Origin of the sequence: Bacillus pfraonensis (genome assembly GCF_050768835.1) — a bacterium.
Lineage (GTDB): Bacteria > Bacillota > Bacilli > Bacillales > Bacillaceae_G > Bacillus_A > Bacillus_A pfraonensis.
Genome location: NZ_JAHCDO010000011.1, coordinates 78,775 through 94,663, shown reverse-complemented (window position 1 = coordinate 94,663; position 15,889 = coordinate 78,775). Strand labels below are relative to the sequence as shown.

The 15,889-nt window shown below is 35.6% G+C and carries 16 protein-coding genes, 1 pseudogene and 1 riboswitch; of the genes and pseudogenes, 8 read left to right on the top strand and 9 right to left on the bottom strand.

Translation table 11 applies throughout. The annotated features are described in order from the left end of the window. Positions 1-3: 3 nt before the first annotated feature. The 4 genes from KFD70_RS12460 to KFD70_RS12445 all read right to left on the bottom strand — a co-directional run bounded on the left by KFD70_RS12460 (position 4) and on the right by KFD70_RS12445 (position 4,235). Complete coding sequence (locus KFD70_RS12460) at positions 4-1,761, bottom strand: putative 2-aminoethylphosphonate ABC transporter permease subunit (RefSeq protein WP_336452753.1); 1,758 nt, start codon at positions 1,759-1,761, stop codon at positions 4-6. Beyond that, the gene (locus KFD70_RS12455; protein WP_336452754.1) at positions 1,762-2,763 is read right to left on the bottom strand and encodes a putative 2-aminoethylphosphonate ABC transporter ATP-binding protein; all 1,002 of its coding nucleotides are present in this window, start codon (positions 2,761-2,763) and stop codon (positions 1,762-1,764) included. A gap of 15 nt (positions 2,764-2,778) precedes the next feature. Further along, positions 2,779-3,855 (bottom strand): putative 2-aminoethylphosphonate ABC transporter substrate-binding protein, encoded by a 1,077-nt coding sequence (locus tag KFD70_RS12450; RefSeq protein WP_336452755.1) that lies wholly within the window; start codon positions 3,853-3,855, stop codon positions 2,779-2,781. 227 nt (positions 3,856-4,082) lie between these two features. After that, the gene (locus KFD70_RS12445) at positions 4,083-4,235 is read right to left on the bottom strand and encodes a hypothetical protein (RefSeq protein WP_336452756.1); all 153 of its coding nucleotides are present in this window, start codon (positions 4,233-4,235) and stop codon (positions 4,083-4,085) included. Between the two features lie 172 nt (positions 4,236-4,407). Here KFD70_RS12445 and KFD70_RS12440 point away from each other — a divergent pair, with 172 nt between their 5' ends. Beyond that, positions 4,408-4,743, top strand: a complete 336-nt coding sequence (locus KFD70_RS12440; RefSeq protein WP_336452757.1) for a DUF3905 domain-containing protein — start codon at positions 4,408-4,410, stop codon at positions 4,741-4,743. Between the two features lie 86 nt (positions 4,744-4,829). Here KFD70_RS12440 and KFD70_RS12435 read toward each other — a convergent pair whose 3' ends face one another. From KFD70_RS12435 to phaR, 5 genes and pseudogenes are all read right to left on the bottom strand, one after another. Beyond that, entirely contained in the window at positions 4,830-6,179 is a 1,350-nt protein-coding gene (locus KFD70_RS12435; RefSeq protein ID WP_336452758.1) for a TrkH family potassium uptake protein, read from the bottom strand. A gap of 23 nt (positions 6,180-6,202) precedes the next feature. Further along, positions 6,203-7,396: pseudogene (locus tag KFD70_RS12430) on the bottom strand (NAD(P)/FAD-dependent oxidoreductase). 143 nt (positions 7,397-7,539) lie between these two features. Continuing rightward, on the bottom strand, positions 7,540-8,625 hold the full coding sequence (gene phaC / locus KFD70_RS12425; protein ID WP_336452759.1) for a class III poly(R)-hydroxyalkanoic acid synthase subunit PhaC: 1,086 nt from the start codon (positions 8,623-8,625) through the stop codon (positions 7,540-7,542). Positions 8,626-8,708: 83 nt separating this feature from the next. After that, the gene (locus KFD70_RS12420; protein ID WP_336452760.1) at positions 8,709-9,452 is read right to left on the bottom strand and encodes an acetoacetyl-CoA reductase; all 744 of its coding nucleotides are present in this window, start codon (positions 9,450-9,452) and stop codon (positions 8,709-8,711) included. A gap of 157 nt (positions 9,453-9,609) precedes the next feature. Next, a complete protein-coding gene (phaR, locus tag KFD70_RS12415; RefSeq protein ID WP_336452761.1) occupies positions 9,610-10,092 on the bottom strand; it encodes a polyhydroxyalkanoic acid synthase subunit PhaR in 483 nt (160 codons plus the stop codon). Positions 10,093-10,290: 198 nt separating this feature from the next. Between phaR and phaQ the strand changes: the two genes are divergently transcribed. The 7 genes from phaQ to KFD70_RS12380 all read left to right on the top strand — a co-directional run bounded on the left by phaQ (position 10,291) and on the right by KFD70_RS12380 (position 15,835). Continuing rightward, entirely contained in the window at positions 10,291-10,743 is a 453-nt protein-coding gene (phaQ, locus tag KFD70_RS12410) for a poly-beta-hydroxybutyrate-responsive repressor (protein ID WP_336452762.1), read from the top strand. Between the two features lie 42 nt (positions 10,744-10,785). Further along, positions 10,786-11,310, top strand: coding sequence for a polyhydroxyalkanoic acid inclusion protein PhaP (gene phaP, locus KFD70_RS12405; RefSeq protein ID WP_336452763.1), 525 nt, complete (start codon positions 10,786-10,788; stop codon positions 11,308-11,310). Between the two features lie 101 nt (positions 11,311-11,411). After that, a complete protein-coding gene (locus tag KFD70_RS12400; protein ID WP_174099451.1) occupies positions 11,412-11,855 on the top strand; it encodes a MaoC family dehydratase in 444 nt (147 codons plus the stop codon). A gap of 172 nt (positions 11,856-12,027) precedes the next feature. Then, complete coding sequence (locus KFD70_RS12395) at positions 12,028-12,213, top strand: alpha/beta-type small acid-soluble spore protein (protein WP_000241213.1); 186 nt, start codon at positions 12,028-12,030, stop codon at positions 12,211-12,213. Positions 12,214-12,331: 118 nt separating this feature from the next. Continuing rightward, positions 12,332-13,651, top strand: a complete 1,320-nt coding sequence (locus KFD70_RS12390) for a TrkH family potassium uptake protein (protein ID WP_336452764.1) — start codon at positions 12,332-12,334, stop codon at positions 13,649-13,651. 38 nt (positions 13,652-13,689) lie between these two features. Beyond that, a riboswitch (yybP-ykoY riboswitch) is annotated at positions 13,690-13,864 on the top strand. 79 nt (positions 13,865-13,943) lie between these two features. Next, positions 13,944-14,741 (top strand): TerC family protein, encoded by a 798-nt coding sequence (locus tag KFD70_RS12385; protein ID WP_336452765.1) that lies wholly within the window; start codon positions 13,944-13,946, stop codon positions 14,739-14,741. A gap of 242 nt (positions 14,742-14,983) precedes the next feature. Further along, positions 14,984-15,835 carry a formate/nitrite transporter family protein gene (locus KFD70_RS12380; protein ID WP_336452766.1) on the top strand — a complete coding sequence of 284 codons (852 nt, stop codon included), beginning with the start codon at positions 14,984-14,986 and terminating at the stop codon, positions 15,833-15,835. Positions 15,836-15,889 lie beyond the last annotated feature (54 nt).

The window sequence follows — 15,889 nt, the reverse complement described above, 5'->3', positions numbered from 1 at the left end:
TTCTTATCTTTTTTGCCATAATGATGTTCGATTACGGATCGCTTTCGTTCCCCCTTCATATAGGGCTCTAACTACAATATTCGTTACAACAATAAGCACGCTCATTGCTGCTGCAGATGCAACGTTTCCGGCGTCATCCATATTCACAATTGAAACAGCTGCCAACTTAAAATCAGCTGCATATAAGAAAACGACCGCCGATACAGTTACCATTGAATTCACAAAATAGTACATCACCATTTCTAAAATTGCTGGTAAACACATTGGTACCGTTACCCGAAAGAATGTTTTATAAAATGGGATTCCCATTGATTGTGAAACAAGCTCAAACTCTCGATCTAGTTTCTTTAGCGCAGTTGTTGCTGTAACAAAGGTTACAGAATAGAAGTGAATGATATTCACAAGCACAAGAACCGCAATCGTACCATACAAAGGATGAAACGGATTTGTTACTTCCCATCCCAAAAATTGAATGGTCGGTTGACTAAAGAAAAAGACATATCCTAGTCCCAGTACTAATCCAGGAATAGCAAGCGGTACAATCGAGAAAAAATATCCCACTTTTCTAAAGAATGCTAACTGCTGAATTTTTTCAATCGCATATGCAAACGCAAATGTTAGAATTGCTCCAATAACCGCTGTAACCGCTGAAACAATGACACTATTTTTAAAAGCTTCAATTCCGTCTCCCGTTAAACTTGAGAAGTTGAAGTGTTCGAGTGTAAATGTCATATTATATGGCCATACTTTTACACTTGCTGCAACACCAACTGCAACAAATAAAAGAATGATCATAAGTGTAATGATAGTGCAATATATGAACGAAATTATATCTCTTTTTTTATTAGTAGAAATTCGATATGGCACTGCTTTTGAAGATAAAAAATTCGCTTGTTTTCTTTGGGTAATTCGGTCTACTACAAATGCAAATATAGCTGGAATTAACAAAATCATTCCGACCGTCGCACCCATTGGCATGTTTTGTTGGCCGATTACTTGTTTGTAAACATCCGTTGCAAGCACATTATATTGACCGCCTACGATTTTTGGCGCCCCAAAATCAGTAAAACTAAGTGTAAACACGACAAACATTGCGCTAATTAGTCCATATTTCACACCCGGTAATGTAACGGTGAAAAATTGTTTTACCTTTCCTGCCCCTAGCATATTTGACGCCTCATATAGACGATAATCTGAACCTTGAAAAGCAATTAACAAAATAAGAAATGCTTGCGGAAAGGTATAAATAACCTCAGCAATTGTAATTCCAACAGGTCCGTATAATGGAATTTGCAGTCCTTCAAATAAGCCAAATAGCCCTTTTGTTATTAACCCTTGGTTACCAAATAAATATGTAAGTGCGATCCCATGCATCATCGTTGGCGCAAATAATGGCAATAGGGCAATATACTGGAACAGGCGCTTACCAAAAACATTCGTACGCGCAATTGCATATGCATACGCAAATGCTAATGTAACTGAGATAATGGTCGTAAGTCCTGAAACCCATACAGTATTCTGCAACGATTGAACAAGAGTTGGTGTTGTGAAATATTTGCTAAAGTTTGCAATACCAACGAAAGCACCGTCTTTATCGTAAAAAGCTTGTGTAAACAGTTGCAGTAGTGGCAATACAAGCATGACAAGAAATGCAAGAAGCATACTGACAACTAACAACCTTTGTATCCACTCTTCTTTCCCAATACTTCTCTTGATTGTTTTTCTAGAAGCTTCTGTTTTATAGTTTTCTAACATTTCCATCTATACAATGACCTTCTTTCCATATGACAGCATATGATTTTCCGAAAATGAAATTTGAAGTGGTTTTCCTTTTCGAATACAGTTTTGCTCTGCCACTGATGCTAATACATCCACAACAATTCGCTCATTATAAAGATGTGCCTTCTCGTCTACTACACGTACTTCCGTTCGATATACAGAGCCACGAAACTCCATATTTTCTACAACTGTTTTAATCCCATCATTTTGTACAATTACAACATGCTCTGGACGAATTGCTTGTTTCCTGTCATTTTCCGAAAAGAAATTAATAGAACCAATAAAATCTGCAACAAACGGATTCGCTGGCTTTTGATAAATCTCCTCTGGTGTTCCAATCTGCATAATCTCCGCATGATTCATAACAACAATTTTATCAGCCATCGTTAATGCCTCTTCTTGATCATGCGTCACCATAATTGTTGTAACTCCTACTTTTTCTTGTAACTCACGCATCTCTCTACGTAATTTCTCACGCACTTTTGCATCAAGTGCCGAAAGTGGCTCATCAAGCAATAAAATATCAGGAGACAGGGCGAGCGCACGCGCAAGTGCAACTCGCTGCTGTTGTCCCCCAGACATTTGAGCAGGATATTTATCTTTCACATTCAACAAATCAACAAGCTCTAATGCTTCTATCGCTTTCTCTTTTACTTCCGCTTTGGAATACCGCTTCGTTTTCAATCCATATTCAATATTTTCAAGTGCTGTTAAATTTGGAAATAACGCATATGATTGAAACACCATCCCTAAATTTCGCTTTCCAGGTGGTAATGCTGTAATATCTTTTCCATTAACAGCTATACTCCCTGCTGTCGGCTCTTCTAAACCGGCCAAAATACGAAGTAACGTCGTTTTACCACAGCCACTTGGCCCAAGCAAACAAATAAACTCATTTTTTTGTACTGTAAAAGAAATATCTTTTAACGCTGTAAACGCATCAAACTGTTTTTGAATATGTTGAATTGATAAATATTCGCTCATTTTTCTCTCTCCCACTTACTTTTTCGGTTCTGCTTTTTGACCAAATTCTTTTTCCCAACGTTCTAAAATTTTATCGCGGTTTTCAGCTGCCCATTTGAAATCATTATTTTTATATAACTTGTCTGTTACATCTTTTGGGAAACCTTCTGGAAGTTTATAATCATTTTTAATCGTTGCAAATCCATTTTTCTCAAAATATAACTTCATCACATCATCTGTAATTGCCCAATCTAAGAATGCTTTTGCAAGCTTATCATTTTTCGCATTATCTTTCTTAATTAATGCATTGGCTTCTACTTCCCAGCCCAATCCTTCTTTTGGAAGAGCAACTTCAATTGGTGCACCTTTTTGTTTTTCTTTTAAACCGCTATAAATCATAGATACTCCGACAGGATATTCGCCAGCACCTGCTAATTTTGCTGGTTTTGATCCTGAGTGCGTGTAAGTTGCAATATTGTCATGAAGTTTCTTCATGTAATCCCAACCTTTATCTTCACCCATAATTTGTAGCCATGCAGATACTGTTAAAAATCCTGTTCCAGATGAAGCTGGATGCGGCATAACAACCGTTCCTTTATATTCCGGTTTTGTTAAGTCTTCATATGATGTTGGCATCGGTAAGTTTTTCTTTTTGAGCTCTTCTTTATTAACAGCAATCCCTGTCATAAATGCCGTATTTCCAACCCATTTCTCTGGCTTTTTATCATCTTTAAATTGCGGAAGTACACGATCTACACCTTTTGGAGAATATTCTTTTAACATTTCTTTCTTTTCTAGAGCTAGAAGACTAGAAGCTGCTGTTCCCCATACAACATCTGCCTGTGTATTTTTTCCTTCCGCTAACAATTTTGCTGTAATAACCCCAGTTGAATCACGAACGATATTTAATTTCACATCTGGGTATTTCTTTTTAAAGGAATCAAGATAAATAGGTACAAGTTCTTCTTCAATCGCTGTGTAAACTGTTAATGATCCGGATAATTTGTCACCTTTCGCTTCCGCACCCACAGTTTCTTCTTTCTTAGCACCACACCCCATTAATAAAGAAAATACTACTCCGGTTGCTACAGCTTTAAAGAATGTTTTTTTCACTGTTTCTCTCTCCTTTTATTTTTCTTATGTACAACTCCAATATAAACGCCCAGTGTAAAAGCAGTATTAAACCAACATTAATGTTTTGTTTGTTGTTTGTTTTTGTGTAATACGTTGTTACTTCAATGTTTTTACATGTTTTTCTCGCACTAAAAAACAGAAAATTTACAAATAATTAAAAAAAGATTAAAAATCCCACAAAAAAATGAGGCGTTTGTAAAAACGCCTCATTTTTGCTTACCCTTTTTTGAATTACGATTTGCATATTTCGCTGGATTTTCACTTTCATACTCTACCGCAAATTCTGCATCTGGCAGACTTTCTTTTGGGGTTTTATTATGATTCATTGCCGCATGTTGCTTTACTTTTCGTTTTACCATTTACAATACCTTCCCTCACTGTAATGACATATCACTTTCTATATTAGTTTGGGGAAACATTCGAAAATTATTGATGGGAAGTGTTAACAAGTGCAAAGTAACATAATAGGGGAACATTATATATGAACAAGGAATTTACATTTCCTACTATAATAAAGAAGGAACGATTATTTTGAAGAAAAAACAACAAATTGATTCACCCATTTTAGATGAGACACTTCCGCATCAGATGAATTTTCCTTCCTTTAAAGGTACAGGAAAACAAATGCAACAACCTTTTATCAATCAATATGATGTTGTAATTGGAGATAGTAAATACAATTCAGAAAATAGCCCACTTAACAATTGGAGTGACGAAGTTGATCCGGCTATCATGGCTGGAAAGCAATGGGTTCACCCAACAAATGATATCGGATGGATTTCAGAAGAAAATCAAGAATTGTTACAAAATAAAGCAGATAGAGCTGAAGATGCATTTATGCACCCTCAATTTGGTATTAACGATTAAAAAACCATTCTACCTTCATAGGTAGAATGGTTTCATGTTATCCCGCATTAACGGGCAGTAAGAACTCCACTGATTAAAGTTTCACTTTATCCAATGATAATTCTCTCTTTCGGATATTTATAGCGCGGTGGTTGTTCTCTTCCACCACTAGCCAAAATAAATGTTAAGATGCCAACACGACCAATAAACATAAGAATAATTAATACAAGTTTTCCGATTGTAGTTAAATCAGAAGTGATACCTGTCGATAGTCCCGTCGTTCCAAATGCAGAACATACTTCAACAATTAAACTCATTAATGGTACGTTTTCAGTCATTGATAAAATAAATAGCGCCGAAGCACATAATACAATCCCCATCGTCATAACAACAGATGCCTTTAAAATATCTTCTTCATGTAATTGCCGTTTAAAGACACGTACCGTTCTACCGCCTTTTGCAAACGTATATAGGGAAAGAATATTTACAGCAAACGTCGTTGTACGTATCCCTCCTCCAACTGAACTTGGAGAAGCACCAATAAACATTAAAACACTCATAAATAAAAGCGTCGGCTGTGACAAGTCCCGTATATCCATTGTCGCTAACCCGCCACTTCTCGTTGTAACGGATTGAAACAGTGTATAAAACACCGTTTCATGCCACGTTTTCCCTAATAAAAATTGATTTCGCTCCAATAAAAAAATAACGATTGTTCCAACAATAACAAGAGAAAAGAATGTCGTTGTCGTCAGTTTTGTAAATAGTGAGAAACGAAACAATTGATGTTTTTTCTTACTTAAGTACTGCTTGACCTCCATTAATACAGGAAATCCGATTGCTCCTAAAATAATAAGTAGCATATGAATAATTTGTACAATATAGTCATTTTTATATGGAATAAGCGACTGACCTGTTAAATCAAACCCACCATTCGTCGTCGCACTAACAGCGGCAAAAAAACCGTGAAAATACGCTTCTTGCCAAGTTGGAAAATAGAGTAAAAACCTTGTGCCCAAGAGGAGTGCTCCAACCGCTTCTATTGAAACAATTAAAATTAAAATAGACCGCATGAGCTCAACAAGACCTGACAAATTCCCCTGGTTATGGTCTGCCATAATTAATCTTCTTCGCTGCAGACCAATTTTTTTCCCTGTTAACATCCACACAAATGTACCAAGTGCCATAATTCCTAAACCGCCTAATTGTAATACAAGCGCTAAAATAATAATGCCTGCCGTATTAAACGTATCCGGAATAGAAACCACTGAAAGTCCTGTAACACTTACGGCACTAACGGATGTAAATAACGCATCTATAAATGTCCACTTTACACCTGGTTTAATGAAAAATGGTAAACTTAATAAAATTACCGAAACAATTACTGCTATAAAATAAAATAAAACAATAAGCTGCACCGGACGTAACTTTTGTAAAAATTTCTTTATATTTCTCATTCCATCACTTCGCTACCTTTTTTCTATCGATTAAACAAAGAAAAATCACCATTTTCTTTATTTGTAAATAACTGCTGAAATAGTTTTGCAAATACCATTCCATATACAGTTCCATTTCCCCCATACGGTAATGCATAATACAAATTAGAGATTTTCCTATCTTCTTTACATATAGGAAGGCCGTCATGACTTCCCCCAAATGCAGCAGCCCAATAATATTCGGCTCTTACATTTGAAAGATTTGGAAACATCTCTTGTATAATTTTAGTAAGTACCTCTCGTTTATACAATAACTTTGTATCACCAAGTTTCTGAAGTTGCATGGATTCATCCAATCCGCCTATAATCATTCGATTCTTATACGTACGGAAATATAAATACGGACGAGCAGTCTCCCAAATTAATGATTATTCGTACCATCCATTAAAATGCTCTTGTTCATTTGTAATAATAGCATAAGAAGTTTCTACTGTTGCATTCGCTTCTTTTTTGCCAAATAGCATTTCATATCCCGTAGCCATAATCACTGCTTTCGCTACAATTTTCTTACCCGTTTTTATATAGGAAACTACATCTTTTTGAACTAACTTAATATGAATAACCTCTGTGTTTTCGAAAATAGAAGCTCCTAATTGATTTGCTTTATGTATAAGACCATGTGCTAACATATACGGGTTCACTTCTGCATCTCCCCCTGTATATAATGCCGCCGGTTTTGTAAATGAATATCGTTTCTTAATATCAGATTCTGTAAAATACGTAACAGGGAATCCGTAACGTTGTAATGTGCGATACTCTTCTTGAAGGAATAAAACATCTTCATTCTGACTCGCATAATATAAACTGCTTTTTGGAATGAAACAAGGGTCCATATCTAACTTTGGAACAATCCGTTCTAATGTCTGTAGTGCCTCATAACAAAGCTGATAAGTACGCACCCCTTTTTCTTCACCAAACGTATGAATCATAGAAGTTAATGATTTATCATGAGCAACTTGGAGTATTCCTGTATTTGCAAGTGTACTCCCATTTGCAACTTTTCGCTTATCAATCAATATAACCTTCATGCCTAACAACGTTAAAAAATATGCAATATGAGCACCTGTTTCACCGCTCCCTACAATCAACACATCACATATCATATCATTTTCTAATAGTGGATAACAAGGCATACAAGCTTCTTCATTCCAGTATAACTTCCCTAATGTTAATTTCATAACTATGCTCCTAAATTTTAATTTCCTTTCTTTTATTTTTTGTTACTTTACATAAAAAAATCCAGCTAGCCTATACTAGCTGGATTTTCCATTTCATTCGTATGAACAAACAAAATATTTGTTCAAGCCACCACTACTTTACCTCAATTAGAGCGTTCCTCAAGCCAGTTTCCAACTGTAGGATACGTTTGTTTTACAGCAGTTCCGCCATATACAATTGACATATGTCCTGTCGGCAAGCATACATACTGTTTATCTGTACTAGAAATATGATCTAAGAGCGCCTCTACTTGGCATGGCAATGCAATATGATCACGTTTTGCAGAAATATTTAAGACATTTGCCTTAATGTTTTCAAGTTTTACTTTTTGACCTCGAATTACGAGCTCACCTTTAACCAATTTATTATTTTGATAAAAATCGCGAATCCATTGTCGATACGATTCACCTGGGAATGGAATACCATCTCCAACCCATTTTTGAACGAGCCTCCAGCTTTCAACAAAACGCTCATTTTCTGAACGGTCAAGTAAAGCAACATACGGACCAACGAAGTTCGTAATTGGCTTTAACATTTTATTCCCGAAATCAATCATTTCTGGCGGAATATTCCCAAATGTATCTACCGCTTTATCTAAGTTAAAATACTTTTCATCTAATAATGGACCATATAATCCTGTTTCAGAGAAATCAAATGGACTTGTCATAAAAATTAAATTACGAATTGGCATATGTGGGTGAAGTGCTGCATAAATGGAGGTTAGCGTTCCTCCCATGCAGTAACCAAGTAAAGAAATCTCGTCCGATTTTGCAGTTCGCATGACCTTTTTAACTGCTTTTGCAATATAATCGAACACGAAATCATCAAATTTCAAATGACTGTCTTCTAACCCAAATGTACCCCAATCAAGCATATATACATCAAAACCACGGTCCACTAAATATTCCACCAAACTATTTCCTGGTGTCAAATCCATAATATATGGCTTATTAATTAGCGCATAAATTAATAAAATTGGAACCGAATGTGTTTTTTCCTGCTTTGGAACGTAGCGATACAGCTTCGTTTTATTTTTCGTCCAAATGACCTCTTTTGGAGTTAAACCAACTTGCGGCTCTGGTTCACGCAGTAAAACCTCACTCGCTCTTTTAAAACGACGATATGCTTTTCGGTATTCTTCTGGGTATAGTTCTAATTGCTTTTCCCATTCTGTTACGAATGTAGTCATTTTCCTATCTCCTTTTTGATGGATTTCCTTCTTCAAGAAAGAAGTGCACTCCTGCTATGGATATGCACTTTCTCCGTCCTTCATTACATATATAATCCGCCGTTAATATTTAACTGTTGACCAGTGATATACGCTCCATCACGGCATAGGTATACAACACCTTTTGCAATTTCATCAGCTTGTCCAAAACGTTTCTTTGGAATCTTAGAAACGATTTTTTGACGAACGTCTTCTGGTACTTCTGCTACCATTTCTGTATCAATGAATCCTGGGCAAATCGCATTCACTGTTACATTTGTTTTCGCAAGTTCTAACGCTAATGATTTCGTAAACCCTAACATACCAGCTTTTGCTGCCGAATAGTTTGTTTGGCCAAATCCACCAGCTTGTCCAATAATAGAAGAAATGCTAATGATTCTACCTTCTTCTGATTCTGTTATGTAAGGAAGTGCCGCACTCGTTGTATTAAATACACTACTTAAATTCACATCGATTACGCGATCCCAGTCTTCACGATTTAACTTTTTGAATGTACGATCTCTTGTAATACCAGCATTATTCACAAGAATATCTACCTTACCAAAATGATTTACCGCTTCATCTACAAGGCGCTTTGCATCTTCTAGCTTAGAAACATCTGCTTGTACTGCATATACATCATGACCTTCTAACCCTAATTCATTCACTAGATTTTCAGCTGCTTCTTTACTGCTATTATAGTTAATAACAACCTTTGCACCCTCTTTTGCTAATGCTATTGTAATCGCTTTTCCAATTCCTTTTGCTCCACCTGTTACGATTGCTACTTTACCATTTAATTGAGTCATTTCTTTTCCCCCTTTAATGAATTTATGAACGATAATGAATGAATCAAATTAGCACTTATATAAAAAGCACCATATATAATATTTTTTCGCCGTTATACTGCCTGCAAAAAGGATTCTCCCTTCCCTTTTTGAAACGAGTAAACAAGGCGCTTCATAACTATTTTTTATTTTCTGGTTTCACAGGTGCTTTCGCCGCTTCTTTCACGGGTTCCTGTAATTTTGCTAACACTTCATTTTGTTTTTCAAGTAATTCTAAAATCTTGTCTACCTTATTTTCTAATGTACGAATATCTTGTTTCACTTTTGTTACATCACGCTTTAGCGTAGGAGATTGTCCTAGAGATTCTGCTTTTTCTTCCAAAAATTCTTCAATGTTATCAACTTTATTTTCTAAGTTGATAACAAGCGTAGCTACCCTTGCAATATCTTCTTGAGTTGGTATATTCACTTTTTCTAAATAGCCCTTTGTTGCATCATTTAACATCTTCTGATAAAACAAGTTCAAATCTAGAACGCTTCCCATCCAAGCAGAATACTCTTCTGTTTTGATTGTTTCATTGAGCGCTTTTCCCCAAAATGTTTCAGTCTGTTCATAAGCTTCTTTCCATGCTTGTAGTGGATCGAATTTTTGATCAATCACTTCTCCTACACTCCCTTATTCGTTTTTGAAACAATTCAACCTATTCACTATTTTCTAATATTCTGAATAAAACTTCAAGTCTGTATTTTATTTTTTTCTATATTCTAACAAATGTATTGACATTGAAAACAGATAGGTGTAAATTGCACTTATAAGCAAAAAATTCCATCTGACTGATTCATGAGGTGATGCACAATCATGCTACATAATGAACCAGAACAACAAGAAAGTTTGGAAAAAAACCAATCCAAACAACCAAACTCCATGCCAAAAAACTTCTTAGTTCCCTTCTTACTTCTATGTCTAAAAGACTGGAGTCTTCACGGTTACAAACTGATTCAAATGCTAATGGATATCGGCTTTTCTTCTGTTGACCAGGGTAATGTGTATAGAACATTACGCAAGTTAGAAAAAGAAAACCTTATTTCTTCTACTTGGGATACAAGTGAAGGCGGACCAGCAAAGCGAATTTATTCTTTAACAGAATATGGAGAGCAATATTTAGCAACATGCGCGACCTCTTTTGAACATTATCAAAATATGCTGCGGACGTTTTTCACGTTATATACCAACGCATTCTTTCCATTTTCTACTTCTCCAGAAAAGGATGAGAAAAACTCTTCATCTTCACCTGGTGGTACAGCAGAATAATCTGCGTTCACAATATGCAAAAAAACATTTGGAGGTCAAACCATGGAAACTAAACCATACGAACTTGTCGATGCATTTTGGAAAAATTGGTCACATTCTCTTTCCCTTTTCTCTTCAGCAGGGAAACAATTAGAACAACTTACTTTAGAAACATTAAAACAACAACAAGATGCTTTGCATAAATTAACAGCAGGGGTAGATGAACTCGAAAAAGAACTACAACAATTCACTACTCAATTGAATAGTCAATATACAGAATACGTGAAGCAATTTACAGGAAATTCCTTAAACGAACAAATTAACGAATGGCAAGAAAAATGGAATGAACTTTCTAATCATATTCGTCAACTAACTGTGTCTCCAACAAAAACATCTTTATCAATTCTTACTCAAACGAGTGGCCAGTTTGAAGAAACAACAAAACAATTCATTGAACAACAACAACTTCAACGGGACGAGGTTCAAAAACAACTAGAAAGTTTTTTGGAAGAATTCAAATCTACGCAGTTGGAACTCGTACAAAAGTTCGAGGAAAACTCAAAAAATCTATTTACTTCCATCAAGTAAGAAAAATGTGGCAGCTTACCGCAGAACAAACTAAACTCTTTCTTCCTCCCATTACATCAAGATGGCTTACATTTTTCGATATGGAAAAGAAGGAGGAAAAAATGAATCCATTTCAAGAAGCACAGTCTGTTCAAGAGCTTCATTATGATGAGATTCAAGTTGGCGATCAAGCATCCTTAACAACAACGATTACGAATGAGGACATTATCACTTTTGCAAAACTGACTGGGGATGTAAATCCAATTCATATTCTAGACTCTTTTGCAAAAACAACAATGTTTAAAGAAAGAATTGCACACGGTATGCTTGTTTCAGGATTTATTTCTACCGTTCTTGGAACAAAATTACCAGGGAAAAATACAATTTATTTATCACAAAATGTATCATTTCGGGCACCTGTAAAAATTGGTGACACTTTACGCGTAGTTGCAGAAGTGATCAAAAAACGTGATGATAAAAAAATTATTACGTTGCAAACAAATGTATATAATCAGTTGAATGACCTCGTTGTCGAAGGGACGGCAACAATACTGAAAAAAGAGTAGCAAATGTGCTACTCTTTTTTCATATCCAATAACTTCTAATCTCACCGATTACTTCCGTGTATGGTCAAACATATAACACATACACTAACGATACCAGTTTATACAGTGAATACATCTCTTCACTGTTCATTAAAAACAAATAAACTGGAATATAAATTAGGATGTGTGATCAATGGTAAAAACAAATAAATTACTTGTTCCTGGCGCTGAGCAAGCATTGGAACAATTTAAATATGAAATTGCTCAAGAATTCGGTGTAAGCTTAGGTTCTAATACAGCATCTCGTTCTAACGGATCTGTCGGTGGCGAAGTAACAAAACGTCTCGTTTCCTTAGCACAACAGCAATTACGTGGATAACCCTATAAACAATGGATTCAAGAGGCAGACACATTCTGCCTCCTTTCTTTTGCACAACATACATTGTAATCCTTCTTCACATACTACAAAGAGCAAACCGAAAGGAAAGATGTATGCTATGAAAAGGATTAATATCAGAATGAGCCCACCTCATGTACTTACATTATCTTTTATTGCACTATCCATTATCGGAACATGCCTATTAAAACTACCTATCTCCACTACAACTTCTATTTCTTGGCTAGATGCCCTCTTTACAACTGTTTCTGCATGTACAGTTACAGGACTCGGCGTTGTTGACACCGGGAAAATATTCACCTTATTTGGGCAACTTGTCATTTTAACACTCATACAAGTTGGCGGTCTTGGGATTATGAGCTTTGCCATATTAATTGCGATTATGCTCGGAAGAAAAATCGGTCTTCAAAATCGAATTTTACTACAACAAGCGTTAAACCAAACAAATATCGGCGGAGTGATCCGTCTTGCAAAATCATTATTTCTATTTTCTTTTACTATTGAATGTTTTGCTACCCTTCTTCTTGCTTTTGAATGGATTCCAAAATACGGTTTTTCCAATGGACTATATTACAGTTTTTTTCATGCTATTTCAGCATTTAACAACGCCGGATTTTCCATTTGGACTGATAATTTAATGTCACAATCTCATAGTATACTCGTCAACATAGTCATTTCTTCTCTCATCATTTTAGGTGGAATTGGTTTCACAGTCATAGTGGATATAAAAAGAAAACGAAACTTTAAGAACCTTACGTTACACTCTAAACTTATGCTCTCGTCTACTCTTATTATAAACATAGCTGCTACAATTTTAATTTTTATATTTGAATTCCATAATCCACTTTCCATGAAAGGATTTACACCGTTTGAAGAAGGACTAGCAGCCTATTTCCAAGCTGTTTCCACACGTACCGCTGGATTTAATACTGTAGACATGGCACAACTAACAAAACCATCACTTTTACTCATGATGTTACTTATGTTCATTGGAGCTGGTAGTGCTTCAACAGGCGGAGGCATTAAATTAACAACCTTTTTAATTATGTTATTAGGAGTACTTAAATTTTTGCAAGAACAAAATGATATTGTCATCTTTAAAAAATCAATCAAAGATGGTTTGATTGTAAAATCACTTGCCATTGTAGTCATTTCAATCTCATTTATTTTCTTCGCTATATTAATTTTAAGTATCACCGAACAAGTTCCACTCTTAATGAGTGCCTTTGAAGTATTCTCAGCATTTGGGACTGTTGGTCTGAGTATGGGACTTACCCCTAAGCTTACAATAATCGGAAAGCTAACGATTATATTTATGATGTTTTTTGGAAAAATGGGCCCTTTAACATTAGCATTTGCTTTTGCACGTAAAAAACAAAGAAAGATAAAATATCCGAACGAAGACATTTTAACGGGTTGACAAACATTTACATTACTTATATAATGAAAATACAATAGCATATCTCCAAAGGGGAGTAGCGTCCAAGAATTTATTCTTGGAAACAAAGTCGTCATTACGTAGAACCTAGTTCTTCCGGCTTTGTTGGCATTTTCATTACATATGTCTAGCAAGACCTTTGCCTATCAACGGCAGAGGTCTTTTTTGTATTTTCTAGCTTATTCCACCGTTGATAGGCTGGAGTATGGGGAAACTAAACAGTGGGGAACCTCTTCACTTGTTTAATATTTATACAAATGAGAGGAGAATGTACATGGATGTATCATTATTATTGGAGTATGGTTGGGTATTATTAATTTTAGTTGCATTAGAAGGAATTTTGGCAGCTGATAATGCGCTAGTTCTTGCTATCATGGTAAAACATTTACCAGAAGAAAAACGAAAAAAAGCATTGTTTTACGGTTTAGCAGGAGCTTTCGTCTTCCGCTTTGGGTCATTGTTTATGATTTCTTTCTTAGTCGACGTATGGCAAGTGCAAGCAATCGGTGCGATTTACTTAATGTTTATCGCTGGTAACCACTTATTCAAAACATACGTTAAGAAGAATTCACATGAGGAAAATGAAGAGAAAGAATCAAAAAAGAAAAAAGAAAATTTTTGGTGGACAGTATTTAAAGTTGAAGTTGCTGACATTGCGTTTGCTGTTGATTCTATTTTAGCGGCAGTTGCATTAGCAATGACTTTACCAAAAACAGGCCTTGGTACAATTGGTAGCCTTGATACAGGACAATTCCTAGTTATTTTTGCAGGCGGAATGATCGGATTAATTATTATGCGATTTGCTGCAACTGCTTTCGTACAACTATTAAAACGCAAACCTGGATTAGAAACTGCTGCTTTCTTAATCGTTGGTTGGGTTGGTGTTAAATTAGCTGTTTACACATTAGCTCACCCTGCTTTAGGTGTTATTCCACACAGTTTCCCAGAGTCTACTCCATGGAAATTAGGATTCTGGATTGTATTAATCGGAATTGCAGCTGGCGGTTGGTTCTTCTCAAAAGATACAACTGTCGAAACTTCACAAAAGAATTTGGATGAAAAAGCGCTGTAACAACAGCGCTTTTTCATTTACTCCACATTAACTAATCCATTAGGTTTCACTTTACTACATAAAACTACCCCTCTGCTTTTACAAACATATGATATTATACTACATTTTGTTAACGCTTTCATTTTCAAGGTATGTCCTTTTTGTGAAATATTGAACAAACTTATTGAATCTAGGAGTAAATACGTGTACTTTATTCATATAAGGAGTATTTACAGACAATGCACTAAAGGAGCGTATTACTTATGCTAGAACAAGGATTAGCTTACGTTGTACAACTTGCGCAGAAGAAGAAAAAAATGCTGGATGCAAATCCAACGCAATACTTCATTCGCGCTGCACTAGCTGGCATCTATATCGGCTTTATTATTGTATTATGTTTTAAACTAGGTAACTTTTTTCATATCGCAAATTCACCCGGAACATATTTAGCAGCTTCTATGTTTTTTGGAATTGCACTTATCTTAATTATATATGGTGGAGCTGAATTATTTACAGGAAATACAATGTATTTTACAGTTGCAACTCTGCGAAAAGAAACTACAATTATCGATACACTTCGTAATTGGGGTGCTTGTTATGCGGGTAATTTAGCAGGTGCAGTATTTTTCGCATTCCTATTTTATGCAACTGGTATTTTCGAAGCAATTGATCATGAACATTTAATGAGCAAAGTCGTTGAAGTAAAAATGGGAACACCTACAATGCAATTATTTTTCAAAGCGATTTTATGTAACTGGCTGGTGTGCCTGGCATGTTTCCTTCCTTCTCAAGTAAAAGGCGATACTGCAAAAATACTGATCATGATGTTTCTTGTCTTCACTTTCTTCTTATCTGGTTATGAACATAGCATTGCAAACTTATCACTATTTGCATTATCTTTAGTATCACCGCATCCTGATACAATTTCTTTCGCTGGTGCTATCCATAACTTAATTCCGGTTACACTTGGTAACATTATTGGTGGATCCGTATTTGTTGGTATGGTATATCATTATTTAACTATAAAAAATCCAGAGCCTAAGTTGGCAGAAGGTAACTTAGAAGCAATTCAACAAGAAGAAATTATACCTTTACAAGCACATGTGAAACACTAAAAAGTTCCAAGGATCCCTTGGAGCTTTTTAACTTCCTGTACATTTCACTTGTAT

Coding starts and splice junctions, on each gene's coding strand:
- KFD70_RS12400 (WP_174099451.1), top strand. CDS start 11,412: ATGAATCCATTTCAAGAAGCACAGTCTGTTCAAGAGCTTCATTATGAT.
- KFD70_RS12380 (WP_336452766.1), top strand. CDS start 14,984: ATGCTAGAACAAGGATTAGCTTACGTTGTACAACTTGCGCAGAAGAAG.
- KFD70_RS12420 (WP_336452760.1), bottom strand. CDS start 9,452: ATGACTCAATTAAATGGTAAAGTAGCAATCGTAACAGGTGGAGCAAAA.
- KFD70_RS12385 (WP_336452765.1), top strand. CDS start 13,944: ATGGATGTATCATTATTATTGGAGTATGGTTGGGTATTATTAATTTTA.
- KFD70_RS12445 (WP_336452756.1), bottom strand. CDS start 4,235: ATGGTAAAACGAAAAGTAAAGCAACATGCGGCAATGAATCATAATAAA.
- KFD70_RS12460 (WP_336452753.1), bottom strand. CDS start 1,761: ATGGAAATGTTAGAAAACTATAAAACAGAAGCTTCTAGAAAAACAATC.
- phaP (WP_336452763.1), top strand. CDS start 10,786: ATGGAAACTAAACCATACGAACTTGTCGATGCATTTTGGAAAAATTGG.
- KFD70_RS12390 (WP_336452764.1), top strand. CDS start 12,332: ATGAAAAGGATTAATATCAGAATGAGCCCACCTCATGTACTTACATTA.
- phaQ (WP_336452762.1), top strand. CDS start 10,291: ATGCTACATAATGAACCAGAACAACAAGAAAGTTTGGAAAAAAACCAA.
- phaC (WP_336452759.1), bottom strand. CDS start 8,625: ATGACTACATTCGTAACAGAATGGGAAAAGCAATTAGAACTATACCCA.
- KFD70_RS12455 (WP_336452754.1), bottom strand. CDS start 2,763: ATGAGCGAATATTTATCAATTCAACATATTCAAAAACAGTTTGATGCG.
- KFD70_RS12435 (WP_336452758.1), bottom strand. CDS start 6,179: ATGAGAAATATAAAGAAATTTTTACAAAAGTTACGTCCGGTGCAGCTT.
- KFD70_RS12395 (WP_000241213.1), top strand. CDS start 12,028: ATGGTAAAAACAAATAAATTACTTGTTCCTGGCGCTGAGCAAGCATTG.